We start from the raw sequence: 25190 nt of genomic DNA on the forward strand, positions 1-25190 counted from the left end.
TTGCCACCTCATCCCACCCCTGCTTCTGATACACCGTCAGTCTGTTGCAGCATCGCCACGAGGGGAAGAATTGGCCCGGTAACCCTCGCTCAGCACTGAGAATTCCGAGCACGTCACCCCCGTACGGCTGTCCGAAGTTCAGCCTTAGCCGTATGCCCAAAGGCAAGAACGACGGGGGAACACGGACATGCGGACGCTGCGAGGCGGTCTCTTTGCTTCGGTGGCATTGCTGCCCGGCATCGCTCAGGCTCAGCAATCCGTCACGCTTGGGGAACTCAGCGTCGTCGCGACGACGCCGGTGGGGACCTCGGGGGGGAGCGGTGCGCCAGCCCTCGATGCGACCACGGTTCCTGCCCTCCAGTTGCCGGTCGTCGAGCGCCTACGCGGGGGTGCGCAGCCGCTCTATAAGATTCCCAGCACGGTTGAGTCCGTCACGCGGGCCGACCTGGAGTTTGATCGGGCGACCTTCAACGCCGTCGAGACGCTGGCCCGGCGCGTACCAGGCCTCAACATCTCCGATGCCCAGGGCAGCCCGACGCGCGTCGACATCAACTACCGCGGCTTCACGGCGTCTCCCGTGGCCGGTGTGCCCCAGGGTCTGGCCGTCTACCAGAACGGTGTGCGCATCAACGAAGCCTTCGGCGATGTCGTCAATCTCGATTTGATCCCGCAGGTCGCGATCAACCGCATCGACGTTGTCACGGGCAACCCCGTCTTCGGCCTCAACGCGCTGGGCGGCGCGATCAACATCCAGATGAAGAACGGCTTCACCTGGCAGGGAACCGAGGTGACCGTGCTCGGCGGATCGGACGGTCGCGTGGCCGGTTCGCTCCAATACGGCAAGGTGATCGGGCCGTGGAGCTTCTACTTCGCGGGTGAGGGGCTGAATGACCGCGGCTGGCGCTATGAGAGCCCCAGCACGATTGGCCGGGTCTACAGCGACCTCGGCTACCGCACGCCGGATGCCGAGTTCCACCTCATCGGCCAGCTTGCGCGCACCTACTTCGGCGCCACCGCCGCGACGCCTGTCGACTTCACTCACGCGGATCCGCGAGCGATCTTCACCTTCCCACAGACCACCACGACCGAACTTGGCACACTCCAGCTCACCGGCCGCGTCGATCTCTCGCCGACCTGGGATCTCGCCGGCAACGCCTATTACCGGCGCTTCAGCCAGAGCTACGTCGATGGCAACGCCGGCAACTTCGAGAACTGCAGCTCCCGTTCGAGCTTCCGTGGGCGGCTCTGCTACCAGGACGACGGCTTCAGCGCCGCAGACGGTCAGTCACAGCGCGACTTCCGCAACCAGTTCCTGCTCCTCGGACGTGGCACGGCGGCCAACGGCATCCCCTTCACCGCAGGCGTCCCCTACGGCACCGTGGACACGACCAGGACCGAGGCGGAAGGTTACGGCGGCTCGCTTCAGGCGGCCAACCGCGACAAGGTGTTGGGCTTCAACAACAGCTTCGTCGTCGGCGGCTCAATCGACGTCGCGCACTACGGCTTCAAATCGTCGAGCACGCTGGGGGTGATCAATCCCGACCTCAGCGTCACCACGAACCCATTCAACGCGAACTACGGCACCATTCCTGGGCTCGGCACACCCTTCCTGCAAACGGCAGCCGCACTGGGTATCGCGCCAAGTTCGGTGAGCGGCTCGAACCTCTACATGGGCCTCTACACCACCGACACGATCGACCTCACCGATGCCTTGTCGTTGACCGCAGGCGCCCGGCTCAACTTCGCGCGCATCGCCACGCAGGACCTCACCGGGTTCTCGCCGGACGTGAATGGCACGCACTACTTCACCAAGATCAACCCGCTGGCCGGCCTAACCTACCGCTTCAGCCCGGGCCTGTCGCTCTACGGCGGCTACTCAGAGTCGAACCGCGCGCCGACCCCGCTGGAGCTTGCCTGCGCCAACCCGAACCAGCCGTGCCTGCTGCCGAACTCGCTCGTTGCCGACCCGCCGCTGAAGCAGGTGACGGGTCAGACCTACGAGGTGGGCTTCCGCGGCACCCTGCCGAACGCCTTTGATGGTGGTCTGGTGAACTACAAGATCGGTGCCTTCCGCACGGATCTGACGAACGACATCCTCCAGCTCGCCACCCCCGGCAACGCGGCGCGCGGCTACTTCATCAACGTACCGGCCACCCGCCGTCAGGGCATCGAGGTTGGCACCGAGTACGTGGCCGACTGGCTCTCGGTCTATGCGAACTACGCGCTGATCGATGCCACCTTCCAGTTCTCGGGCACGCTCTCCTCGCCGAACAACCCGCTCTCTGACGATGGGGCCATCTTCGTCACGCCCGGCAACAAGGTGCCGCTGATCCCAGCTCACCAGTTCAAGGCCGGCTTTGACGTCGAGGTGCTGCCGCGTTGGCGTGTTGGCCTGGCGCTGCAGGCCTACTCGTCCTCCTACTTCCGCGGCGACGAGTCGAACATCAACCGCAAGCTGCCACCGTACTACGTGCTGAACCTCACCACGAGCTACCGGGTGAACCCGAACCTGGAGCTGTTCGGCTATGTGACCAACCTGACCAACAACCGCTACGCCACGTTCGGTACGTTTACGCAGCCGGGGCCGGTTGCAGGCAACTTCGTGATCAACGATCCGCGCACGACGACGCTGGCTCAGCCGCTCTCCGTCTACGGCGGCATCCGCTACACCTTCGGGGAAGCACCCACCCCCATGGCAGAGCCGCTGGTGCGCAAATTCTGACGTGCCCACAGCTGAAAGCCCGATCCGAGCCGGAAAGCTCGGATCGGGCTCAACCCTCAGCGTTCCCGTGGGATAGAGGCGACGGGCTTCACTTCAGGAGCTTGAGGAGCGCCTTGCCCGCAGTCGTCTTCAGCTCCTTGGCGTCCAGGGTGCCGTCGTTGTCGGGATCGGCAGCCTTGAAGCGCGCCTCGACAAGGGCGAGGAACTCGGTCTTGTCGAGCGTGCCGTCACTGTCCGGATCAGCGGCCTTGAGGGCCTTCTTGCTGACGCGGCCCTGAAGCTCCTTGGTGTCGACCGTGTTGTCGTTATCGCGCTCCAGCTTGTCGAACAGGGTGCTGGCAGCCGTCTGCGCTTCCTTCAGGTCAATGGTGCTGTCGTTGTCGGTGTCGAAAGCGCTGACGCCTGAGGCAGCCAGGACGGGGGTTGCGAGGATGGTGGCCGCCGGAGTTAGACCGAGCACCGCAAGGATCAGGAGGGAGGTGGAAAGGCGTGAATTCATGGTCGTGTCTCCAAGGCAGGATAGTTCGTTGACTGGGACTACCCTCCGGAGAACGGCAGCTCGGAAGTTCTGGTAGCGCAACCAAGATAGGTCGAAGCTGCATAACGCCCAGTCCGCGAACGGCTGCTTCCGAACGCAGCAAAGAGCGGCTGGAACGACAAGGTCGGGTCGGGAGCCGTCCGTCCGCTCTACGACCGGGTTGGGTGGAATGTCACCTGTCTGCTTGTGACCGTCCTGGCCTTGAAGCGGACGTTCCGCGGTCCTGCGCTGTCGTCGGGACCGGCGGTGACACGACTTCCTAAGGGAAGAGCCTGTTTCAAATACCCAGGCGCTGGGCGGCAGCGAGCGCTGCTTCGCGAGCCTGTCCATCCATCCAAACCCGGCCCGCGCGTACCTTCGCCATGCGCTCCGGTCCCATGAGGGTCGGCGTGCCTTTGTGAAAGGGCGGCTCGGGCTCGTACTCCAGGATAAGTTGGATGCGCTCGGCCGCCTCCTGTCCCCTGAGGAGGACGGCGAGCGCCAAGCCGAAATCGAGACCGGCGGTGGCACCGGCTCCGGTCACCCGGTTGCGGTCCTCAACCACGCGGGTGTCCGCCTTGATCGCGCCCATCATGGGCAGCAGGTCGACCACGCCCCAGTGGGCGGTCGCGCGGTAGCCGCGGAGGAGCCCGGCGGCGCCGAGCACCAGGCCGCCCGTGCAAACGCTCGTCACGTAGCGGGCGCGCGCGCCTCGGTCGGCCAGGAATTCGAGCAGCGCCGGGTTTTTCATGCAGGCAATCGAACCCATCAGGCCGCCCGGGACGAACAGCACGTCGAGATCGTGCGGGCATTCGTCCAGGGCGCAGGTCGGGGTGACCGGCAGGCTCACGTCCGTCGTGACGGGCTCCCGCGTCACGCCGACGAGGTGGATGTCCGAGTTCAGGATCTGGAGGATCGTCTGCGGCGCGACGAGATCGAGCGCGATCATGCCGGGATAGACCAGCATGGCGACCTTGAGCGGCGGCGTCTCGGATTGCTGCATCATGCGCGGGCGCGGCAGCGGCTGGGGCGGGGCCTGTGCCAAGGCACCGGACCCACTCAATAACGCTCCGCCAAGCGCACCCACCGCGAAGGCACGGCGGTTGAGGGCCATCGTGTCGGAGGACGGCTTACCGCCCGCATCTTGAAGAGTGGACAGGGCCATGATGGATCCTCGGTTCAGAACTGGGCGGAGATAGAGGCGAGCACGGTGAGCGGTACGGTCGGGCGCAGCACGTTGGCCCCGTCCGTGTCGTAGATGCGCCGGTCCGTGAGGTTCTGGACGTTCAGCTGCGCCCGGAACGGCCGGCCCTCGATGGCGAAGCGGTACCAGACCGCCGCGTCCAACCGGACGTAGCCCGGCAGCTTGAAGGTGTTCGGCAGCGTCGCCTCACGGCTCGTTTCGGCGCGCACACCGGCGCCGAGACCGACCCCGTCCAGGAGCGATCCGATCGGGAACTCGTAGGTGGTCCAAACCTGTCCGGCGTGCTTGGCCACCCCTGCCAGTTCGTCGCCGACCGGCAGGCGGTTGTCCTTGGTGACGTCCGCGAAGGTGTAGGCATAGCTCGCCACGCCCTTCCAGCCCGGCAGGATCTCGCCTGCTACGTCGACCTCCACGCCCCGGCTCTGCTGCTCGCCCGTAGCGATGCTGAAGAGCAGGTTGGTGGGATCGGGTGTCGGCACGTTGGTGCGGGTCAGCTGGAACAGCGCGACGGTGGTGGAAAGGCGTCCACCAAACGCCTGCTGCTTCACGCCGACCTCGAACTGCTCGCTTGCGCTGGGCGCGAGGGGCGCACCGCTGACCGTCGTCTGCGTCGTCGGCACGAAACCGTTGGCCCAGTTCGCGAACAAGGCGGTCGAGGGTACGGGCTCGTAGGTGATGCCGATCCGCGGCGAGAACCGGTCGGCGGCATTGGTGGCGGTCCGGTTGGTGATCCGGTTGAGATTGTTTGTGTCGGTCACGTCGTAGCGCCCGCCGAGGAGTACCCGGACCTGGGGTGTCAGGGTGACGAAGTCCTGGAGGTAGCCGGCGACGTTGGTGAAGCCGCCCTGCGAGCTCGAACCTAGCCGCAGCGCGCTTGGTGTCACGCCGTAGACCGGGGCGAGGACGTTCAAATTGGGAAGCGTGCCCTGGTAGCTGATGGCGTCGTTAAAGCTCCAGTAGGTCTCTACACCCGCGAGCCAGTCGTGCCGGACGGAACCGGTGAAGACGGTGCCGGAGAACTCGTTCCGCCAGTCGTAGTCGCGCAAGTGCTGGGGGCCCGTCACGAAGGCGCGGGTCACCGTTCGGCCGTCGGCATTGAATCGGAGTGTCGAGAAGCGATCGGTTCCGATGTCGTAGTTCACCGCGGACGCGTTGAACCCGGATCGGAAACGCAGGGTGTCGTCGAACTTGTGTACCCAGTCGTAGCTGATGCGTTCGGCGTTCCGATGGCTGTCGCGCAGGTTCGGGTCCGAGAAGCTGAAGGCGTATGGCAGGCGCAAGGTCGCGCGCGAGATTGGGGACTGGAAGGGGCCGTAGCTGAAGTTGCTCTGCAGGTACTGGGCACGCACGATGACCTCATCCTGGTCGGTCGGGCGCCAGCGCAGGCTCGGGTTGATGAACTTGCTGTCCCCGTAGGCAAAGTTGCGGAACGTGTCGGTGCGCTCGTAGGCCCCGTCCACTCGCATAACGAGGCTGCCGTCGCCGCTGAGGTCGCGGTTTACGTCGAAGGTGGGACGGAACAGGCCGAAGCTGCCACCCGTGATCGCGGCGTTCGAGAAGTTCACGTCGACGGGCGCCTTGGTCACGATGTTGACCACGCAGCCCGCGGCCAGGTTGCCCGCGTAGAGGACCGAGGCGGGCCCCTTAAGCACCTCGATGCGCTCGATGCCCTGAACGTCCTGCTGGTTGCTGGTCTCGCGAAAGCCGTCGCGCAGGTTGGAGAAGCCGTCGTTGAAGCCGCGGATGCGGAAGGACTGCGAGCCCGGAATTGCGTTGCTGCTCGTGACCCCGCTGACCGTCTCGATCGCCTGCCGGACGGTGATGGCGCCGCGGTCCCGGATGAGCTCGCGGGGAACGGTCTGGACGGAGACGGGGACGTCCTGGATTGGGGACGGGATCTTCAGCGCCGTCGAGGTCCGCAGGGGGGTATAGCCATCGACAAAGGCATCCCTCACGCCTCCCCCGCGGTCGCCGACGACGCTGAGCTCGCCGAGCGTAACGTCGGACTGGGCATGGGCCGACGTGCGGGCGAGCAGCGTCAGGAGCAGGATGGCGCAAGGGCCACCCCCTGGGATGCGAGACATGGCATGGGTCCGTGGTCTGGAATGATCGGGGACGGATCAATCAGACGACGGGGGGCGCTCGCGCGGCGGCATGGGTGCGCGGAGGCCCCCGAGGGACGGGAACGACCTCGGCGCGCCACGCCACGCCGATGGCCGGGCGTGACAGCCACGACCACGATGTCACCGACAGCTGGGGCACGTCGAGTGCTGGCTGTGCGTGGGCGGCCGTGCAGCATGACAAGTGGCCATGGCCGGTCGGCAGCCTTTACGGCCCCTCGTCTCCGGCATCGGCACTCGTCAGGCAGAGGCGATGCAACGGCCCGCCGGGGGAGACCGGAAGCAAGCCGCCAAGGAAAGCCTGCATGGCAAGCGCATAGAGCGCAGTGACCGCGATGGCCGCCCGCCAAGCGCGTCGATCTGGGATCCGACGAGCCGACGTCGCCCCGGCCCGATACCAAGTCCGTTCCATCAGCACCCGAATGGCTGCGGCCGCTCGCCCGCTCCAAGTCTGGAGGCAGCGTGGTGAGGTTCGGATGAGCGGGGGCGGGTGCATCAGAACGCCAGTCTCATTCCGCCGACGAAGTTGCGGGGCGCACCGGCGAACACCGAGCCGGTCGTGTTGGCGAGGACGCTCGCGCCGTTCTGGAGGCCGGAGGTCGCGCTGATCGAGTTGGCGAGGTTCTGGGCAGAGGCGATGTAGGTCTTGTCGAAGACGTTGCGCGCCTCGAAGAACAGGTTCAGCCGCTTAGCGTAGCCCACGAGCTCCGTGGTGTAGTGAACGTTCAGGTTCACGATGGCGTAGCCCGGCGCCTTCAACTGGTTGGCGTTGTCGATGAGGAAGTCGTCCTGGACCACCGTCTCGACGTAGGCGCCCAGGCCCGCCAGGGGACCCGTCGCCTGCTCGTAGCCGACGCGTGCGAGCAACTGGTTGGCCGGCACACCCGGGATACGGTTGCCGGCCCGGTCGAACTGGCGGGTCAGGCTGCCGGCGCTGAGCTGCTCGACGTACCGGGTGTAGATCTGGTCGTCGAAGGTGTAGGCGGCGGTGGCGCGCCAGCCCGGCGCGAAGGCCCAGTCCGCCCCGACCTCGATGCCGCGGTGCTCGGAGGCGGGCGCGTTGAAGGTGTAGCTCAGCAGCCCGGCCCCGGGGGATTGCGTGACGAGCTCGTTGCGGAAGAACTCGTAGAAGCCGGTCACGCTGAAGCGCACCCCCGGCAGCGGCGTCCAGTCGACGCCGAGATCGAATCCGAGGTTCTCCTGGGTCTGCAATTGACCGTTGTTGCCCGGGACGCCGGCGGACGTCACCGCCAGGTTCGACGCCGAGGGCGTGGCGTAGCCGGTCGCCACTCGGCCGCGGAACTGCCAGTCGGCGTTGGGCCGGTAGAGCAGCGAGAGCTCGGGCGCGACGTTGAGGAAGGTGCGGTCGAGGTTGGCCAGCGTGGTCGTGACGCCGCCGGCGGCCGGGAAGCCGTAGGTGGTGTTGCGTCCGTTGATGGTTGTGTTCTCGGCGCTGATGCCGGCCACGGCGATCCACTGCTCCGAGAGCTGAAGCTCGACGCGGGCGCGTCCGCCGAGGTTGGCCTGCGTGGCCTCAAGGTCGGCGGTCAGGGCGCCGAGCCGCGCCCCTCCGTAGGGCGCGCGGTTGTAGGTCAGGCTGTGGGTATCGAGGGTGTTGTAGGCCAGGGCGACGTAGCCGGTCATCGGCAGGCCGAACAGGTCGCCGCGCCGGGTCACGTCGGTAAGGAAGTTCAGTCCCGGGAAGTCGCCGCGTCCGGAGGTGGTGTAGAAGGGCTGATTGATCTGCCGGTCGTCGAACACGAGTTGCGTGCGCCAAGTGGTGAAGGCGTCGAAATCGTGCTCCCAGCGCCCACCCACGATGGTCCGGCGGTCCCCGCGCATGAACGCGCCCTCGTCGGCCGTCACGGGCACGGTGGCACCATTGCGGCCGTTGAGGAGGAGGTTGTAGGTCACGCAACCGGGCGCGGCCCAGGCGGCGGAGGCGCAGCCGCGCTGGAAGGGATTGAGGCGGAACTGGTTGAGCGAGCCGCGACCGGGCAGGTCGGTCGAGACCTCGTTGTTGATGATCTTCAGCGTGAAGCGGTCGTCCGGCGTCGGCGCGTAGGTGCCCAGGAAATTGATGGTCTGGGTGTCGAACGAGTTGTGGCTGAGGAAGCCGTTGCCGCGCGTGTCACTGGTGAAGAGGCTGTACTCGAACGGTCCGCTGACGCCGCCGAAGGTGGCGTAGTTGTTGAGGTACCCGAAGCTTCCCGCGTCGACCCCGTACTCGACGCCGTTGATCTCGCCGCCGCGGCGGGTGGCGAAGTTCAGGGCGCCGCCGGTGGCGTAGTTGCCGAAGAAGGCCGATTGCGGTCCCCGGAACACGTCGATGCGCGAGTAGGCGCGAGGATCGACGAGGTCGAAGCGCGAGGAGCCGTCCGCCTGGGTGACGGGGAAGCCGTCCTCCAGGACGATGAAGTTGCGCGAGACGCCGGTGGCACGGGCGTTGTTCCCGCGGATCGAGACCACGACGTCACGGGGGCCGTTGCCTTGCCGCACCGTCACGCCTGGACTGTTGCGCAGGATGTCGGCCACGGTCGTGGCGGCGCGATTGTCAATCACGCCATCCCGCCCGACGCTGGTCACCACCTCGCCGACCGGCCTGTCCAGCGGCGTCGGGGCTGAGACCGGCGGCAGTCCCGGCAAAGGGGCGCCGGTGCCGGGAGCGGATGAGGGGCCCGGGGTTCCGTTGCCTTCAGATGTGACCGAGATCTCGTCCAGGGCGACGACCGGTCCACCGCTTTGGGCATGGGCGGTGGCGGGCGGGCCGGCGACGAGGATCAATACCAGGGCACGGACGCGATGGCTGGGACGGCGGCGGGGCATGGCGGTGGCTCGTCCGTTGGCGGCAGGCGGACGCGACCGCCACCACCGAGAGAAGGGAATGAATGTGTGCGTGGGCCCGAGCGCATCCCGCCCCGGCCGCTCGCTCAGGGCGCGAGGCGCGGGCGCAAGGCCTGGACGGCGAGATCGAGGGCGATCATGCCGAGGACGGCGAGGCCGGTCAGCGGGAACAGCGCGCCGAGGACGAGCACGATGCCGGTCACCGTCACGGCGACGCGACGGTCGCGTGGCCAGGGCGGGACGCCGAGGCGCCCGGTCGGCCGACGCTTCCACCACATCACCGCGGCCGTCACCGAGAGCAGGATGGTGGCGAGGCAGAAGGCCAGCATGGCGAGCTGGTTGGCCCGTCCCCAGTGCTCGCCCTTGTGGATGCCGATGCCGTACTGGACGGCTCGGGCGACGCCGCCGAGATCGGCGAAGCGCACGTCGACCAGCGGCTTGCCGGTGTACTGGTCCAGCGTGATCATGCGCTGGGCGGTGACGTCCTTCGGATAGGCCGCCGCGGCGTAGACGCCGGTCTCGCCCACCGGCAGCGAGATTTCGAACCCGGGCGGCATCCCGCGGCCGCGCAGGACCTCGACCGCACGGGCGAGCCCGATGGCGGATGCCGCGCTCGGGTTCGAGACCGGGACCGGCGCATCCTCCATCGCCCACCCTGTGTTGGTGAGCATCTCCCGCATAGGGACGTTCGAGACGGGCTTGTTCGCCCACAGCGCCCGCGGTTGCCCGACGCCGGCCTCATTGGACAGGGTCCGGACCTGTTGCCCCCACCAGATCGACCAGGGCAGGCCCGTCGCGGCGAGGAAGAAGAGCCCCCCGCCCGCCACCAGGCCCGTGACCGCATGGAGGTCGCGCCACCAAACGCGCCTGCTTGGCGTGCCACGCACGCTGATAACGCCACCGGCCTGCCGGCGCGGCCACCACAGGTAGGTGCCGGTGACCACGAGGATGATGGCGAAGCCCGCCACGACCTCGATCACGCCGTTCGCGACTGGACCGAAGTAGGCCAAGCTGTGCAGGCGTCGCACCACCATCATGAACTCGCCGTCGCGGTCGACGTGGTCGAGCACGTCGCCGTTATAGGGGTTCAGGTAGACGAGGGTCCTGCGCGCCCCCTCGGCCATCGTCACCACGGCGGCGGCGGTCGGCCCGGCTGGGTCCGTCAACGACACCGGGTCGGCCGTCGGTACGGCCTCGGAGGCATTGAACAGCAGGATGTCCGGGCTGAGGGGGCGGCTCGCCTGGGCCGCGACCGTCGTCCGGTACGCGAACACGGTCCCGTTGATCTCGTCCTTGAACAGGTAGAGCGAGCCGGTGACGGAGAGCAGGATCAGGAAGGGCAGGCTGAGCAGGCCGGCATAGAAGTGCCAGCGCCAGACGGCGCGGTAGACGGCATCGTGCGCCGGGCGCGCGACGACGACGGCGTCGAACGCCGCCGCGTCGCCCTGGAGGGATTGAGACATGTGGAAGGTCCGGGTCTGAGCGATCTGAAGGGCGGATCGATCAGGCGGTGGGCGGACCTCGTGGGCTGACGGATTGGTCGGGCGGTGCGCGCGCCTGGTGCGTGCCAGCCTCGGGCCACGGTACCGATGACACCCGGATCGGGACCCAATGCACGGTCGCGAATGACGACCCGACCGGATCGAGCAGCTTGGCGGCCTGGGCGGTCACGCAGCAGGCATGCTGATGGCACGCCGCCCCCTGGCCGTCCGGAGGCGTCGAGCCGTCGTGATCCGCGCAGATCACGCCACCGACCGTGATGGATGGCAGCGGGGCGAGGCCGCCGATGAAGGACTGCAGGATGAGCGCGTACAATGCGGCCACGGCGATGGCCGCGCGGACGGCAGTCCAGCGGGGCTGCGGGGCGCTCATGGCCTTGCGTAGTTCGGAGACAGCAATCCCGTCAACGTCGCGTGCATGTCGGTAGGACGAATGAATGGTGACGTTGCATGAGTGCTACGGGACCGGATCATCGCGTCGTGCGGAGAGCACGAACATCGGGACACTACCTGGATAGGGTGCGGAGCGGAACAGGTGCTGCCACGCCGTGACCTCGGTGAATCCAGCCGCTTCCAGCAAATCCCGGGCATCGACCTCGCGCAGGCCGGCATGGAAGGGAAGCCGTGCGGCGAGATCCTCGGCATAGTCCGAGCGTTCCCCCGGGGCGACCGACCACATCCCATCGGACACGACGACACGGCCACCCCGGCGCAGGGTGCGACGGGCGACCTGTAGCGCCTCACCCGGTCGTTCGAGCGTCCAGAGCACGTTGCGGATCGTGACGATGTCGGCGCATGTAGGTTCGAGCGGGGCGTCCGTGATGAGCGCCTGAACGAACTCGATATCGAGCCCCGCCTTGCTGGCGGCCGCGCGTGCGACGGCAAGCATCCGGGCCGAGCCATCGTACGCCCGCACGCGATGGCCGAGGGACGCGGCGGCGAGCGCGCACGCACCCGTTCCGGTCCCGAGGTCGACGAGGTCCTTGGGCCCGTCGGCGCAGAACGCCGCCGTAAGGACCTCCCTCCAGACGTCCGGCGTGCGGGCATGCGCTGCGGCGGCGTCGAAGCGGGGGGCGCGGGCGTCCCAGTAAGCGGTCACTCCGTCGGTGACCTCGGATGTACTCATGATCGTGGCACTCCCCGTCGTTCAGTCCAAGCGGTACTCGATGTGCGGCCGGCCGCTGAACGCCGAGGCGTGGACCTCGGCGCGCACGCCGAAGACCTCCTGGATCAACGCGGCCGTTAGGACCGCCGCAGGCGGCCCGGAGCGAACCAAGCGGCCTTCGTTCAGGACGGCGACCTCGTCGCAGAACAAGGCGGCCAGGTTCAGGTCGTGCAGGGCGACGATGCTGGTGATGCCGAGCCTGCGCACGAGCGACAGGACGTCGAGCTGATGGCGCACGTCGAGATGGTTGGTTGGCTCGTCGAGGATGAGCTCGCCGGGCTCCTGCGCGAGTGCCCGCGCGATCTGCGTCCGTTGACGCTCGCCGCCCGACAGGGTCGCCCAGGGTTGGTTGCGCCGGACGTCCATGCCGACACGGGCAAGGGCACGTTCCAGCGCGGCCTCGTCGACATCGGTCCGGGGCGACAAGGCCCCCCGGTGCGGCGTCCTTCCTAGGCGCACCACGTCCTCGACCGTCACGTTCTCCTGCGTGCCGGCGTGTTGCTCGACGAATGCGATGCGCCGGGCGATGGCACGGCGCGGGAGATCGCGAATGTTCCCACCATCGAGGGTCACGACACCGCTTCTCACGTTCCGCAGGCCGCAGAGCAGGCGCAGGAGGCTCGACTTGCCCGAACCGTTCGGCCCGACGACACCCAGCATCCGTCCCGGCGCCGCCGATAGCGTCACGCCGTCGACGATCATCCGGCCGCCGGCATCCCAGCGGGCGTCCCGTGTAGCGAGCGTCATGCCCGTCGCCGCGCGCGGGTGAGGATCAGGGCGAAGGCCGGCGCCCCGAACAGGGCCGTGACCACCCCGATCGGCAGGACCTGGCGCGCGATCAGGGTGCGGGACAGGATGTCGGCGAGAACCAGGAACACCGCCCCGGTCAACAGCGCTGCCGGTAGCAGGCGGATATGGCGTGGGCCGACAATGAGGCGGACGGCATGCGGTATCAGCAGGCCTACGAAGCCCACCGCGCCCGCGATGCTCACCATGATGGCCGTCATCACGGCCGTCGTCGCGAAGAGTACGATGCGGACCCGGGCGACGGACACGCCGAGCGAGGCCGCGGCATCCTCCCCGAAGGTGAAGGCGTCGAGGGTACGGGCATGGGCGAGGCAGACCGCGAACCCCGCGAGCGTCACCGGTGCCGCCAGCCAGACGTCCGGCCAGCGTACGCCGCCGAGGCTTCCGAGGAGCCAGAACATCACGCCGCGTGCCTGCTCGGCGCTGGCGAAGGTCGTCACGATGGTCGCCGTCGTGGCGTTGAAGATCTGGGCGGCCGCGACCCCCGAGAGGATCACCCGCTCGCTGGTCCCGCCGGAGCCGGCCGCAAGCAGGGCGACGGTCAGGATCGCCAGGATCGCGCCGAGGAGCGCGCCGCCCGAGATCCCTAGCGCCGCGCCGCCCAAACCGAGCACTATCACCGCGACGGCGCCCGTGGAGGCCCCGGCCGAGATGCCGAGGAGGTAGGGCTCGGCGAGCGGGTTCCTGAGCAGGGCCTGCAGGATGACGCCGCAGACCGCAAGCGCTCCGCCGCAGCAGGCCGCGAACAAGGCGCGGCTGAGCCGGTAGTCGAGCAGCACGCCTTGTTGGATCGGGCTTACCGCATAGCCGAGGTCGAGCGTCGCGTTGCCGAGCGCCCTCAGGACGACCGCGAGGGGGATCTGCATCTCGCCGACGGTCATCGCCACGGCGATGGCCAGACCGAGCAGCGCCAGCGCGGCGACGGCCGCGAGGGACCAGGGCAGCCAGGCGGATCCAAGGACCGCGACGACCTTCACCGGGCGGACCCAAGCGCGCGAAGCGCTTCGGACAGCGCGACCATGCCATCGACGGTCCCGAGCCCAGGCCGCGTCGCGGCGGCATCCATGATGACGATGCGGTTCTGGCGAACTGCCGTGAGGCGGCGCGCCACCGGGTCGGTCCGGAGGAAGTCGAGCTTCACCGCGAGGTCGTCGGCCGGGAACAGGCGGCGGTCCATCTTGACCACGACGATGACGGCGGGATCGGCGACCGCAATGCTCTCCCAACTCACCTGGGGCCACTCCTCGTTCGTGGTGATTACGTTGCGTGCCCCGAGCTTGTCGAGGATGTAGGCCGGAACGCCCTTCGCCCCCGCCAGAAAGGCGTCGCCCTTCACGTCCCGGCTGGAGAACCAGACGACGACCGGCATCCCGCGCACCGGGCTGTCGGCCATGGACGCGATGGCCGCGTCCTCGCGGGCCTTCAACTCGCTCGCCAGCGTCTCGGCCCGAGTCGAGACGTCGAAGATCCGACCGAGCTCGCGGACGTTGCGGTGGACCAGGTGCATGGTGAAGGGCAGCGTGCGCACGCCATCGCCCGGGGCTGAGTTGTCCTTGCCGACGCAATCGGCCGGCGACACGTAGACGGGCACGCCCAGGTCACTGAACTGCTCACGCCGGGCCACGGCCCCGTGCGGGCCGATGTGCCAGGCGAACATCGCCGTCACGAGGTCGGGCGCTTGATTGAGCACGGATTCGAAGCTCGGCGTGTTGTCGGCGAGCCGTGGCACCTGTGCGTTCGCCGCCTCGAAGGGCTTGGCGACGGATCCGAACCAGACGGCGGTGCCGACGACGCGGTGGGCGAGACCGAGGGCGTACAGAATTTCCGTCTGCGTCTGGCCCACGGAGACGACCCTCCTCGGCGCCTCCTTAAGCGTGATGTCCGTTCCGCAGTTCTCCAGGGTAAGGGGGTAGCGCGTCGGCTCGGCTCGAACCATGCCGCCGGATGCGATCAGCAAGGCCGCCCCGAGCATGGCCAGCCCAGTTCCGGCCCGGGACGTCGTTGCGGTTCCCTCCATGGGATTGCGCAGTCCGGCCGGGAGCACGCGCTCGTCAGAACCGTGCCAGCAGCGAACCCGTGATGCGACGAGGCGAACCGGTATCGACGCGGAACTGGCTGACGGAGCCGACGTAGTAGGCGGTGTCAAAAACGTTCTCCACGTTGATGCTGAAGCGGAAGTTCTCGAACTTGTAGTAGGCAAGCGCGTCGGCGACGACGTAGGTCGGCAGCTTGAAGCCGGAATTGGACGCGTCGCCCGCCCGCTCGCCTGCCGCGCGCACGCCACCGCCGATGCCGAGCCCTCGAAGGAGGCCGGCCTGGACCTCGTAGACCGCCAGCATGGTGCCGCTGTGCTCGGGGATGTTGAGCAGCGGGGCGCCGAGCGGGAGCACGTTGTCCTTGGTGATGAACGCATCCGTAAAGGCGTATCCGCCGATGATGCGCAGCTCCGGCGTGAGCTGGCCCGCTGCGGAGAACTCGAAGCCCTGGCTGCGCACGCCCCCGGCCGCGATCTGGAAGCCGCTATTGCTAGGGTCGGCGGTGAGGACGTTTTGACGGTCGATGCGGAAGGCCGCGCCGGTCAGCATCAAGGCACCGCCGTATAGCTCGACCTTGACCCCGGCTTCGTAGCCGAGGCCCGTCTCAGGCTCGAACGGCCGCGACTGGGCCCCGAGGCTCGCGTCGGTGCCGATGTTGGGACGGAAGCTGGTGCTGACGTTGGCGTAGAGGGCGAGCTCGGGAAGGGGCTGATAGACGAGGCCGGCCCGCGGCGAGGCGGCGGCCCGGGTCTGCTCGCCGCTCGTGTTCCCGACGCGCTGCTTGAAGGACCGCTCGAACAGGTCGAAGCGCACGCCGGCGAGCGCCTTCCATTGTGGAGCGAGGTCGATCAGGTCCTGGGCGTAGAAGCCGGTATCTGTCACGCTCTCCAGGGTGTTGGAGGCGCGCGTGAGCGGCGGCAGGGGCTGGCCGTAGCGCGGGTTGTAGATGTCGAGGGCGTAGGGGAACGTGTTGAAGTTCGAACGCAGGTAGAGCTGCCGGTTATCGAAATCCTCGCGGTCGAAGCCGAGGAGCACGGTGTGGCCGATGTCGCCGGTCGTGAACTTGCCGACGATCTCGGCCTGGCCGATGGCCGAGTCGTAGCTGTAATCGCGATAGTTGCGGTCGCGGATGACCGTGCGGTTGTCGGATCGGAGGCCGCGGCCCTCGGCGCTCTCGCCGTTGAGGGTGCCGGTGTTGAACTGCGCCGCGAGCCGCATCTGCCAGTCCGCGTCGAAGCGGTGGTCGAGGCGCACCTGCAGCACCTCGTCGGTCTGGCGGGTGACCTGTCCGGGTTCGCCGAGGAAGCGGGAGATCGGCACGAACCCGAGCTGCTTGTTTATCGCGACCACGCCACGGTCGACGATGACGTTGTTGCGGGTGACCGAGGCCTCGACCGTGAGCTTGGTGTCCGGCGTCACCTGCCAGCTGAGGACGGGGGCGATGAAGAGCCGGTCGTCGCCGACGAAGTCGCGGTAGCTGTTCTGGCTCCCGCCCGCGAAGTTAAAGCGGTAGAGCAGCGTCTTTTCGTCGTTGAGGGCACCACCGGAATCGACGGTGCCGCGGAATTGCTCGAACGAGCCCCAGAGCCCGCCCATCTCGACGAAGCGGGTGGCGGTGGGCTGCTTGGTGATGATGTTGACGAGGCCGCCGGGGTCGCTGCGACCGAACAGGGCGCCACCCGCCCCCTTGAGCACCTCGATGCGCTCGATGTTCTGGGTGTCGATGAGCGGGGGCGGGCCGCCTCGGTTGGCCGCCAGGCCGTTGCGGTAGACCTCGGCCGTCGTCACACCGCGGATGGCGTAGGCGAACGTGCCCAGCCCGCCGAAGTTGTTGGTCTGGGTCAGCCCAGGCACGTAGTCGAAGGCGCGGTCGACACGGGTGGCGTTGACGTCGGTGATGAGCTCGCGCGGCACGACGGTGACCACCTGCGGAACGTCGAGCTGGCGCGTGTTGGTCTTGGTGCTCGATACCGCACGATCCGAGCGGAAGCCCGGGGTCGGCCCGATTATGCTGATCGCGTCGAAGGAGCGACCGAGGACGTCCGAGCGGACGGGTCTACCTGCGTTGGCCTCGACAGAGAGTGTGTCGAGGGCGACCGCCGCATCCTGGGCTTGCACCTCGCTAATCAGCAAGCCTGCTGCAAGGATCGTGCTCCCGCGGAGAAGGCGCGAGAGGCGGCGGTGTCGCCGACAAGGAAATTGGAGAACAAAGACCATCGGGCGAGCCCCACCGCTTGCCGGGGCCGCGTGTCGATGGAGCGCGCGTGCGCGATGAAGATCCGATGGACCCGCGTCGAACAGCGACCCACCGGACACCCCGCCCGCGAGACCAAAACAACCGCCAAGGCAGGTCTCCTGGCTCACGGGTCGTCACCGCTGCCTGACCTTCCCAGCACGAGTTGCCAGTGGTCATGTTCGGCAGCGGCTCACCGCTCACAGTTGCGGGGGCAGCTCCGGTCTCGCCCTTACAGGCTTCACCGAATTCCCTCTTAGCTCACGATCACGGGACCGTGAGAACCTTGACGGCTCCACCGGCATCTTCCGGCTGGACAAGTCAACGGAGTAGACACCGACACTTGGGGGCGAGAGGTAGGGGAGCTGTTTGTAACGGCTGATGTGTCTCAAACGACACAACGGCTTCGGCACGATTTAGCTGTTCCGAAAGGGTGTCGCTACCTGCTCACTCCGACAATGAACGACCCTGCAAGAAGACTGGGCAAGAGGACATGTACGGCGAAATTGGGTAGGGAATCATCCGTCCGCTCTACGGCTGGGTTGGGTGGTTTGCAGCCTGTCTGCTTACGGTTCGTAGGACGCGGGAAGCTGACGTTCAGCCGTGGACGATTGATTAACCCGTATTTCCATTGGCGCCTACAAGCTCGATTTTTGGCGTTAAGCGTACCTGGGTAACCCGGCGACCTTTATGCTTCGATGATCGAGCGGATCTTGCTCGCAAGTCCTTCGACCGGAAAAGGCTTAGTGATCATCTGCATACCGGGTGCGAGGTGGCCTGCACCGAAGGCAGCGTTCTCCGCGTAGCCTGTCATGAACAACACCTTCAGGTCCGGCCGCCCGGTTCGGGCCTGGTCCGCGAGCTGTCGGCCGTTGAGCCCAGGCAGACCGACATCCGTAACTAGGAGGTCGATGCGCGCGTCCGACTGCAGGATGCGGAGGCCGGAAGGCCCGTCAGGCGCTTCCCGGGTGGCGTACCCGAGTTCACCCAGCACCTCGACGACGAGGGTTCGCACCGTATCGTCGTCCTCGACCACCAAGACCGTCTCGCCAAGTTCGGCACGGGGCGTCTCGCCCCTGGTGGTGCCAGGCTCTTCGAACTCACCGAAAAACCGTGGCAGGTAGAGCTTCACCGAGGTGCCTTTCCCGGTCTCGGAGTAGATTTTGACGTTGCCCTCCGACTGCTTGGCGAACCCATAGATCATGCTCAGCCCGAGCCCGGTGCCCTGCCCGATGGGCTTCGTCGTGAAGAACGGATCGAACGCCTTCGCGATGACGTCCGGCGGCATGCCGGAGCCGGTGTCGGTCACGCAGATGCAGATGTATTGTCCGGCCCGCACCCCGATCTCGCGCGCGACATAGGCATCGTCGAGGAAGCTGTTCGCCGTCTCGATGATGAGCCTGCCTCCCTCCGGCATCGCGTCGCGGGCGTTGATGGCGAGGTTCAGGAGGGCGTTCTCCAATTGGTTCGGGTCGCACAGCGTCAGCCATAGGCCGCCCGAGATCACGACCTCTAAGCGGACGCGCTCACCCAATGTTCGACGGAGAAGGTCATCCATAGAGCCGACGAGCCGGTTCACGTCGACGGCCTTCGCTTCCAGCGGCTGCTGACGCGAGAAGGCGAGAAGGCGATGGGTGAGGGCAGCAGCACGTTGGGCGGACGCCATGGCGAGGTTGGAGTAGCGCGACAGGTTCTCGGTCCGGCCCTCGTTGATGCGGGTCTGCATCAGGTCGAGCGACCCGACGATGCCGGTGAGCAGGTTGTTGAAATCGTGTGCGATCCCCCCGGTCAGCTGTCCGACGGCCTCCATCTTCTGGGACTGGCGCAACTGCTCCTCGGCCTGCTCGCGTTCGGCAATGGCCTCTTGGACGCGGGCCTCCAAGGTGTCGTTCATCTCTCGCAAGGCGACCTCGGACGCCTTCGTCGCGGTGACGTCGTAGATCACGCCCACGTGTCGCAATTCGGAGGAAGCGTCGTCGCGAACGGCCTCGCCACGCCGGGCGAGCCAGCGCGTCTCGCCCATGTCAGCCAGCCGGACACGCATCTCGGCGTAGGGAAGCTCCCCTGCCTCGCGGAGGCCCGGGTTCAGCAAGGGACCACCGTCGATGACAAGGGCGTTGACCGCGCTGACCGACAGGTTGACCGCCGGGACGACGCCAAGGAGGGCGCAGAACTGGGGAGATACCTCGACGGTGGCGAAGCCCGGCACGAACTCGAACGTGCCGATGCGGCCCGCGGTCTGGGCGATGCGCAACCGCTCGACGACCCGCTTCTGTTCGGTGATCTCGACGAGGGCGCCGGTGAAGCGTGAGGGGCTACCATCAGCGTCATAATCGCACCGTCCGCGGGCATGGACCCAACGGATCGCACCGTCCGGCGCCTGAAGGCGATATTCCCTGTCGAAGACCTCTGCGCCATTCAGGATGCCGCTGACCGCCAGGCGTACCCTGGATCGGTCCTGTGAATGGATGCGGTTGAAGAAGGCGGTGGTGGGAACGCCATCCGTGCCGACATCCTGCCCAATCCCGTTGAGCAGGGCGAAGCGGTCGTCGACGTGGAGGCGCTTTCCCGGAATGTCCCAAGCCCAGGTCCCGGCGATACCCGCCGCCGCCACGGTGATCTTCAGTTGCCGCTGCGCTTCGGCCAAGCGCCGCTCGATACTGGCCAGTCGCTCCTGCGCGACCGCCCCCTGGTGCGAGGGTGTGACGTCCACCTGGGAGGCAAAAAAGTACATGAGCCCGCCGGTCTTGTCGAAGACCGGGCTCAGGTAGAGCTCGTTCCAAAACGTACCACCGTCCTTGCGGTAGTTGAGGATCTGGACCTTGATTTCCCTGTGTTCTGCGACCGCGCTTCGAACGAGGGCCACGGAAGCCGGGTCCGTGTCGGGACCCTGGAGAAATCGGCAGTTTCGTCCGAGGATCTCGCTTGAGTCGTACCCCGTCAAAGACTGGAAGGAGCGGTTCGCGAAGACGATGGGATTGTCCGGAAGGCGCGGGTCCGTGACCACCATCGGCTGGCGGGTGAGTTCCAGCGTGGCGATGAACGGGCCAGCCAAGCGACGCATCTCAGCCGTCGCATGGCCAAGCGAACCAGGTACCTCGGATCGGTGCGGTTCGATGCCTGCGCCTCCCGGGTTTTCCGTCACGCTTCCGTCTCGCCGATTGCACGCTCGACGAATTCGTCGATCAACACCTTGAGGCTTTCCAGCGAAGGCAGGTCCATGAGCATGGCGATGTAGCCACGGATGTCGCGCTCCCGCACCGCGAAGTTGATGTAGAGGAACAGGACGAGCGCGTCGGTCCCGTCGTGGCCGACGGTCCGGAAGATCCGGGGGCCGTCGCCCCGCATGACCTCGGGCAGCGACATCGTCAGGGTCCGCTGCAGCAGGTTCGCCATCGTCGCGAGGCATCCGTTTAGGATGACGTTGCCGGTCTCGGTGAGGGCCTCGTCCTCAAGCTCCGCCACCTCCTCCGGCGTGAGTTCCTCCCCGGCCACCGCGCGCACGAGCTCGCGCCCGTTCTCCTGAGGGAAGATCAGGAGGGCGCGTCCGGCGAAGGCGCCTGTGAAGTCCTGTTGGACCACGACGAGTTCGGACGCCTCGCGCTCGCCGATCATGCGCGCGGCCTGAGCCTGGGACACGATCTCCACGGCCGGCACAGAGAGGAGCACCTGGACGCCGATCATCTTGCGCAGGCTCGCGGCGGCCTTGCTGACCCCGATGTTCACGAGCTCGGTGAAGGCGTCGCGCTGCAGTTCCGTGAGGTCGACGGTGGCCGCTGTCACGAAGCCGCCCTGCGCAACCTAAGCGCTGCACCGGACAGGAAGCCCGCTAGAGCCTCCTCGGTGTGGGGCTTCGGCAGGAAGGTGGCGTCGACGCTTCGGGCCCGTGCGATGATCTCGTCCTGGATGTTCGCCGAGACCACGGCGATGGGCATGTGGGGCCTCGATGCCCGCAGGTCGGCGGCCAGTTCGAGGCCGTCCTTGCCCGGCATGTTGAAGTCTAGCAGTGCCACGTCGACCTGGCGCTCGTCCACGACGGCCATCGCCGCGTCGGCGTTGGCCGCCTCCGCCACCTCCCAGTCTGGCTTGAGCTGGCGCAAGAGCTTGGCGGCGACGAGGCGGGCGAGCTTGCTGTCGTCGACGATGAGGACTGTGGTCGGCATGAAAGGCGATGGTGCCCTGATTTCGCTTGGAGGCATGAAGATGACGGCCACTATGCGTCGGGACCCCTTCCAGTCAAAGCCGTAAGTATCGGTGGCGTTGGGTTATCCTGGGCTGGGCGGGGTCAGCCAGCGGCCCACGAACGGGTCGCCACAGGTACCGAGGATGGTGGGCCGCAGCCGAAGCAGGACTTGGTACACCGCCGTATGCATGCGCGTGCAGGCGGTCCAGTCCACCGGGGCACTCGGGTCTTCCAGGATGACGGAGGCGAGCGTCTCGGCGTCCTCGACCGGGCAGACGCCTTCCAATCGTACCGGCGTCCCCGGCTCGGCATCGGTTCGACGAACGACGGCCATCATCTATCCTCCGGCGGGTGCCGACGCGTCCGCGAGCATGCCGGCAGGGTCGAGCACGAGCAACACGCGGCCGTCGCCGAGCATGGTCGTCCCCCCCACGCCCGCCACGGACCCGACGAGGCCGGCCGGCGGCCGGACCACGGCGTCGATCCGGTCCTCGAAGCGGTCAACCTCAACGGCGATGGTCTCCCCGTTCACCCGGACGACCAAGAGTAGCGCATCGTCGCCCGCGAGGGGACGATCTCCCCGACCAAGCAACTCCACAAGCCGGAACACCGGAACCGTCCGGCCTCGCAGGACCGTCGCGTTCCCGCCTGCGACGGCATGGACGCACGTCCGGGGCCTGCGTACGACCTCCACGACGGCGTCCATCGCGATGCCATACGATTCCGTGCCCGCACCGACGACCATGATGCGTGCCAGGGCGATGGTCCGAGGCAGGTGCAGGCGGATCGTGGTGCCGAGGCCGACGCGGCTCTCGACCGAGACGCGCCCCCCCATGCGCGCCGCCGCCGCCCGTACCGCATCCATGCCGACACCTCGACCCGACAGCGCGCCCACGCTCTCGGCGGTCGAGAAACCGGGGGCGAAGATCAGGTCGGTGACGGCGGCATCATCCATGGTCGCAACGGCCTCAGGCTGGAGAAGCCCGCGCTCGACGGCCCGGCGCCGGATGAAGGCCGGGTCGATCCCGCGCCCGTCGTCGGAGACCGACACGACGATGCCGTCGCCATCCTGCTCGGCCCCAAGGCGGATGCGTCCGGCTTCGGGCTTGCCGACCTGACGCCGGGTCGCCGCGTCCTCAAGCCCGTGATCGATCGCGTTCCGCACGACGTGCAGGAGCGGCTCGAACATGTTCTCGACGATGCCCTTGTCCGCTTCCGTAGCCTCACCTTCGACTACGAGTACGACGTCCTTGCCTAGGCCACGCGCTGCGTCCCGCACCTGGCGCCCGAAACGGCGGAACACACTCGACAGCGGCGTGAGCCGGAGTGAAATTGCGCTTCGATGCAAGGTCGTCGAGAGGCGTCCGATTTTTGCATCAGCCTCGCGGATCGCACGGGCTAGCGTGCCCGCATCCTCGCCAGCCTCGGCCCGGGCGGCGAGATGGCCCAAGCCGTTGCGTGCGATGACGAGCTCGCCGACCAGCGCGACGAGGACGTCGACCCGGGCCGAGTCGACCCGCAGGGTACGGGCCGCATCACCGCCTAGCGGATCGGATGCCCCGTAAGCCTCCTCACCGTCCGTTGGCGTCGCGGCGTCCGTCCGGTTGGACAGGACGGCTTCGATGGCGGCTCGAAGGGCATCCGGACCGCTTCCAAGCGCCTGCCCGCAGCGCTCGGCGTCACTGGATCGCCCAGTCGACCGAAGGGCGTTCATCGCCGAGCGCGCGCAGGCTTCCAAACGGCCCGCGTCGGTATCCGCCTCGTCCGAGGCGGCCAACACCCGGACCTGTTCCGCAAGGATCGCGGCGACGACCGGCTCCAACGCGGGTGCGCCCGCCGACATCGTCCCGCTCGGCACGATCCGCGGGTAGGTCGCGGTCGGTAGGTCCACGACCGTGACCTGATCGCCCACGAGACGGAAGACGGTTTCGATCTCGGCCCGTGGCGCCTCCGAGACCAGCGTGATGGCGAGGTTGCAGGCGAAGGCGTCGAACTCGTCGTCCGGTGACCATGGCACCGCCGGCTCGACCGTGACGGCGAGAAGGCCCGGGACCTTACGGACGAGGCCGAGGGGATCGTCCCCTGAGAAGAAGCAATCGCCGCGAGGCTGGTACCGGACCGCGATCAGCGGCCTTCCCTTGATAACGCTCAGGGGCTCGGAGAGACGTGACGCCCATACCAGGAGCGCGGGGGCGTCCGTCGCGCGGGTCTCCGGTCCTGGAGAGAGAAGGGAACGGTATCGTCCGGCAAGGGCGCTTCCCTCTGCGTCGGCGGTCCCCGGCAGTGCCCCTCCAATCTCGACGGCGTCGGCCCAGCGTCCGGTGGCGTCGAGGGTCTCCAGCGCGAGGTCGACCAGGGCCGCATCAACGGCGAGGGTCTCGGCCCGTGCCGCGGACAGGCAGTCCTCGGCGGCGTGCAAGAGCGAGAACCATGGCGGGAAATCGAATAGCCCGACGGAACCCTTGAGCGTGTGGAAGGCGCGGAACACCCGGTTCACCGCCTCCGCGTCTCCCGGCGCCGCCTCCAGCGCCAGTAGGTCCTCCGTCGCCGACTGGACGAGCTCGCGCGTCTCGTCGAGGAACTGTTCGAGCAGGTCGTTCACGGACGCGAGCCTGCAAGCGCCCTGGCATGCGCGACCAGCACGTCCTCGGACAAAGGCTTCACCAAGTAGAAGTTCGCGCCCGCGACCCGGGCCGCTTCGCGGTCGCCCTCGGCGGCCTCAGTGCTGGTCATCAAGGCCGGGATCGAACGTATCGGGGGCTCGCGACCACGCAGGGCGCGAAGAAAACTGTATCCATCCATCTTCGGCATGTTCACGTCCACGACGAGGAGGTCGTATGTCGCGCGCAACACGCGTTCCAACCCTTCGATGCCGTTGAGCGCCTCGTCGACCGCGAAACCCGCCCGTTCAAAGATGCCGCGATAGTACATCCTCACGAGAGCTCCGTCGTCGACGACGAGCACGCGTGGAGTCTCTAGGCGAAGGGAACCGGTGTCAGACATGCTCGCCCTCGCGCGGCCGCCGGTAGACAATGGCGTCGTCGTAGCGGCAGACCCTGAACAACGGTGAAATCCGGCTCATGCTCTCGGTATGCCCGAGGCAGACGAAGCCGCCGGGGACCAGGGCATCGTAGATGTTGTCCGCCGCAAGCCGCCGCGAGGCGTCGTCGAAGTAGATCAAAACGTTGCGGCAGAACACGACGTCGAAGCGGCCTTGGGCTGCCATCGTCTTCGCGTCGGTCAGATTGCATGGGACGAACCGCACCGAGCCGCGCAGGTCCGCGAGGATGCGCCATGCCGGACCAAGCCGGGTCTCCTCGCGCACGAAATAGCGGGCGACGAGTTCCGGGCTCAACCGCATCAGCGCTCGCTCGCCGTAAATTCCTTCCTCGGCGGCGGCGAGCGCGCGGGTATCGATGTCCGAGCCGACGATCTCGATGTCGTAGCGGTCGACCTCCGGCCAGTTCTCCAGCAGCCAGAGCGCGACCGAGTACGGTTCCTCCCCGGTCGAGCAGGGCATCGACCAGATCCGCACGGTCGATCCTACCGGTCGTTGGGCGACGAGTTCCGGTAGCAAGGAGGACGTCAGGCAGCGGAGTTGGTGGTCCTCGCGGTAGAAGTAGGTTTCGTTGATGGTGAAGGCGTTGATGAGGGTCTCGACCTCGCCGTCCAGGTCGGCGCGCAGGCGTGCGAGATACACTGCGAACGAGCGGGACGCGGTCGCCTGCATGCGCTCGGCGAGCCGGCGGTCGACGAAATAGCGCTTGGCCGGCGTGAACAGGATGCCGGTGCGCCGGTACAGGAACTCGCAGAAGCGCGCGAAGTCGACGTCGGTGACCGGCGATGGGGTATCGACCACG

The 25190-nt window shown here is 67.4% G+C and carries 19 protein-coding genes and 1 riboswitch; of the genes, 1 reads left to right on the forward strand and 18 read right to left on the reverse strand.

Annotated features, from left to right (window positions below; genetic code table 11):
* Positions 1-187 precede the first annotated feature (187 nt).
* On the forward strand, positions 188-2722 hold the full coding sequence (locus tag AC0IY1_RS15180; RefSeq protein ID WP_471770563.1) for a TonB-dependent receptor: 2535 nt from the start codon (positions 188-190) through the stop codon (positions 2720-2722).
* 88 nt (positions 2723-2810) lie between these two features.
* Here AC0IY1_RS15180 and AC0IY1_RS15185 read toward each other — a convergent pair whose 3' ends face one another.
* The 18 genes from AC0IY1_RS15185 to AC0IY1_RS15270 all read right to left on the reverse strand — a co-directional run bounded on the left by AC0IY1_RS15185 (position 2811) and on the right by AC0IY1_RS15270 (position 25189).
* Complete coding sequence (locus AC0IY1_RS15185; RefSeq protein WP_471770565.1) at positions 2811-3221, reverse strand: EF-hand domain-containing protein; 411 nt, start codon at positions 3219-3221, stop codon at positions 2811-2813.
* A gap of 316 nt (positions 3222-3537) precedes the next feature.
* Positions 3538-4353 (reverse strand): DJ-1/PfpI family protein, encoded by an 816-nt coding sequence (locus tag AC0IY1_RS15190; protein WP_471770567.1) that lies wholly within the window; start codon positions 4351-4353, stop codon positions 3538-3540.
* A 65-nt stretch (positions 4354-4418) separates the two neighbouring features.
* Complete coding sequence (locus AC0IY1_RS15195) at positions 4419-6527, reverse strand: TonB-dependent siderophore receptor (protein ID WP_471770569.1); 2109 nt, start codon at positions 6525-6527, stop codon at positions 4419-4421.
* 531 nt (positions 6528-7058) lie between these two features.
* On the reverse strand, positions 7059-9389 hold the full coding sequence (locus AC0IY1_RS15200) for a TonB-dependent receptor family protein (RefSeq protein WP_471770570.1): 2331 nt from the start codon (positions 9387-9389) through the stop codon (positions 7059-7061).
* A 104-nt stretch (positions 9390-9493) separates the two neighbouring features.
* On the reverse strand, positions 9494-10870 hold the full coding sequence (locus tag AC0IY1_RS15205) for a PepSY-associated TM helix domain-containing protein (protein WP_471770572.1): 1377 nt from the start codon (positions 10868-10870) through the stop codon (positions 9494-9496).
* Positions 10871-10910: 40 nt separating this feature from the next.
* Complete coding sequence (locus tag AC0IY1_RS15210) at positions 10911-11279, reverse strand: hypothetical protein (protein WP_471770574.1); 369 nt, start codon at positions 11277-11279, stop codon at positions 10911-10913.
* An 84-nt stretch (positions 11280-11363) separates the two neighbouring features.
* Positions 11364-12032, reverse strand: coding sequence for a class I SAM-dependent methyltransferase (locus AC0IY1_RS15215; RefSeq protein ID WP_471770576.1), 669 nt, complete (start codon positions 12030-12032; stop codon positions 11364-11366).
* 21 nt (positions 12033-12053) lie between these two features.
* The gene (locus tag AC0IY1_RS15220) at positions 12054-12818 is read right to left on the reverse strand and encodes an ABC transporter ATP-binding protein (RefSeq protein ID WP_471770578.1); all 765 of its coding nucleotides are present in this window, start codon (positions 12816-12818) and stop codon (positions 12054-12056) included.
* Positions 12815-13855: a FecCD family ABC transporter permease gene (locus AC0IY1_RS15225; RefSeq protein ID WP_471770579.1), complete on the reverse strand. Its 1041-nt coding sequence runs from the start codon at positions 13853-13855 to the stop codon at positions 12815-12817. The genes AC0IY1_RS15220 and AC0IY1_RS15225 overlap by 4 nt, the downstream gene beginning before the upstream one ends.
* On the reverse strand, positions 13852-14895 hold the full coding sequence (locus AC0IY1_RS15230; RefSeq protein WP_471770581.1) for an ABC transporter substrate-binding protein: 1044 nt from the start codon (positions 14893-14895) through the stop codon (positions 13852-13854). Before AC0IY1_RS15230 ends, AC0IY1_RS15225 begins: the two co-directional genes overlap by 4 nt.
* A gap of 34 nt (positions 14896-14929) precedes the next feature.
* Positions 14930-17131, reverse strand: a complete 2202-nt coding sequence (locus AC0IY1_RS15235; RefSeq protein WP_471770582.1) for a TonB-dependent siderophore receptor — start codon at positions 17129-17131, stop codon at positions 14930-14932.
* 111 nt (positions 17132-17242) lie between these two features.
* A riboswitch (cobalamin riboswitch) is annotated at positions 17243-17451 on the reverse strand.
* 384 nt (positions 17452-17835) lie between these two features.
* Positions 17836-20292 carry a PAS domain-containing protein gene (locus AC0IY1_RS15240; RefSeq protein WP_471770584.1) on the reverse strand — a complete coding sequence of 819 codons (2457 nt, stop codon included), beginning with the start codon at positions 20290-20292 and terminating at the stop codon, positions 17836-17838.
* Positions 20289-20930 (reverse strand): chemotaxis protein CheX, encoded by a 642-nt coding sequence (locus AC0IY1_RS15245; RefSeq protein WP_243923282.1) that lies wholly within the window; start codon positions 20928-20930, stop codon positions 20289-20291. Before AC0IY1_RS15245 ends, AC0IY1_RS15240 begins: the two co-directional genes overlap by 4 nt.
* Entirely contained in the window at positions 20927-21310 is a 384-nt protein-coding gene (locus tag AC0IY1_RS15250) for a response regulator (RefSeq protein WP_471770586.1), read from the reverse strand. Before AC0IY1_RS15250 ends, AC0IY1_RS15245 begins: the two co-directional genes overlap by 4 nt.
* A gap of 102 nt (positions 21311-21412) precedes the next feature.
* On the reverse strand, positions 21413-21667 hold the full coding sequence (locus AC0IY1_RS15255) for a hypothetical protein (RefSeq protein WP_471770588.1): 255 nt from the start codon (positions 21665-21667) through the stop codon (positions 21413-21415).
* The gene (locus AC0IY1_RS15260; protein ID WP_471770590.1) at positions 21668-23932 is read right to left on the reverse strand and encodes a chemotaxis protein CheA; all 2265 of its coding nucleotides are present in this window, start codon (positions 23930-23932) and stop codon (positions 21668-21670) included.
* On the reverse strand, positions 23929-24333 hold the full coding sequence (locus AC0IY1_RS15265; RefSeq protein WP_471770592.1) for a response regulator: 405 nt from the start codon (positions 24331-24333) through the stop codon (positions 23929-23931). Before AC0IY1_RS15265 ends, AC0IY1_RS15260 begins: the two co-directional genes overlap by 4 nt.
* Positions 24326-25189: a CheR family methyltransferase gene (locus AC0IY1_RS15270; RefSeq protein WP_471770594.1), complete on the reverse strand. Its 864-nt coding sequence runs from the start codon at positions 25187-25189 to the stop codon at positions 24326-24328. The genes AC0IY1_RS15265 and AC0IY1_RS15270 overlap by 8 nt, the downstream gene beginning before the upstream one ends.
* Position 25190 lies beyond the last annotated feature (1 nt).

Source organism: Methylobacterium sp. AC690 (assembly GCF_979256535.1).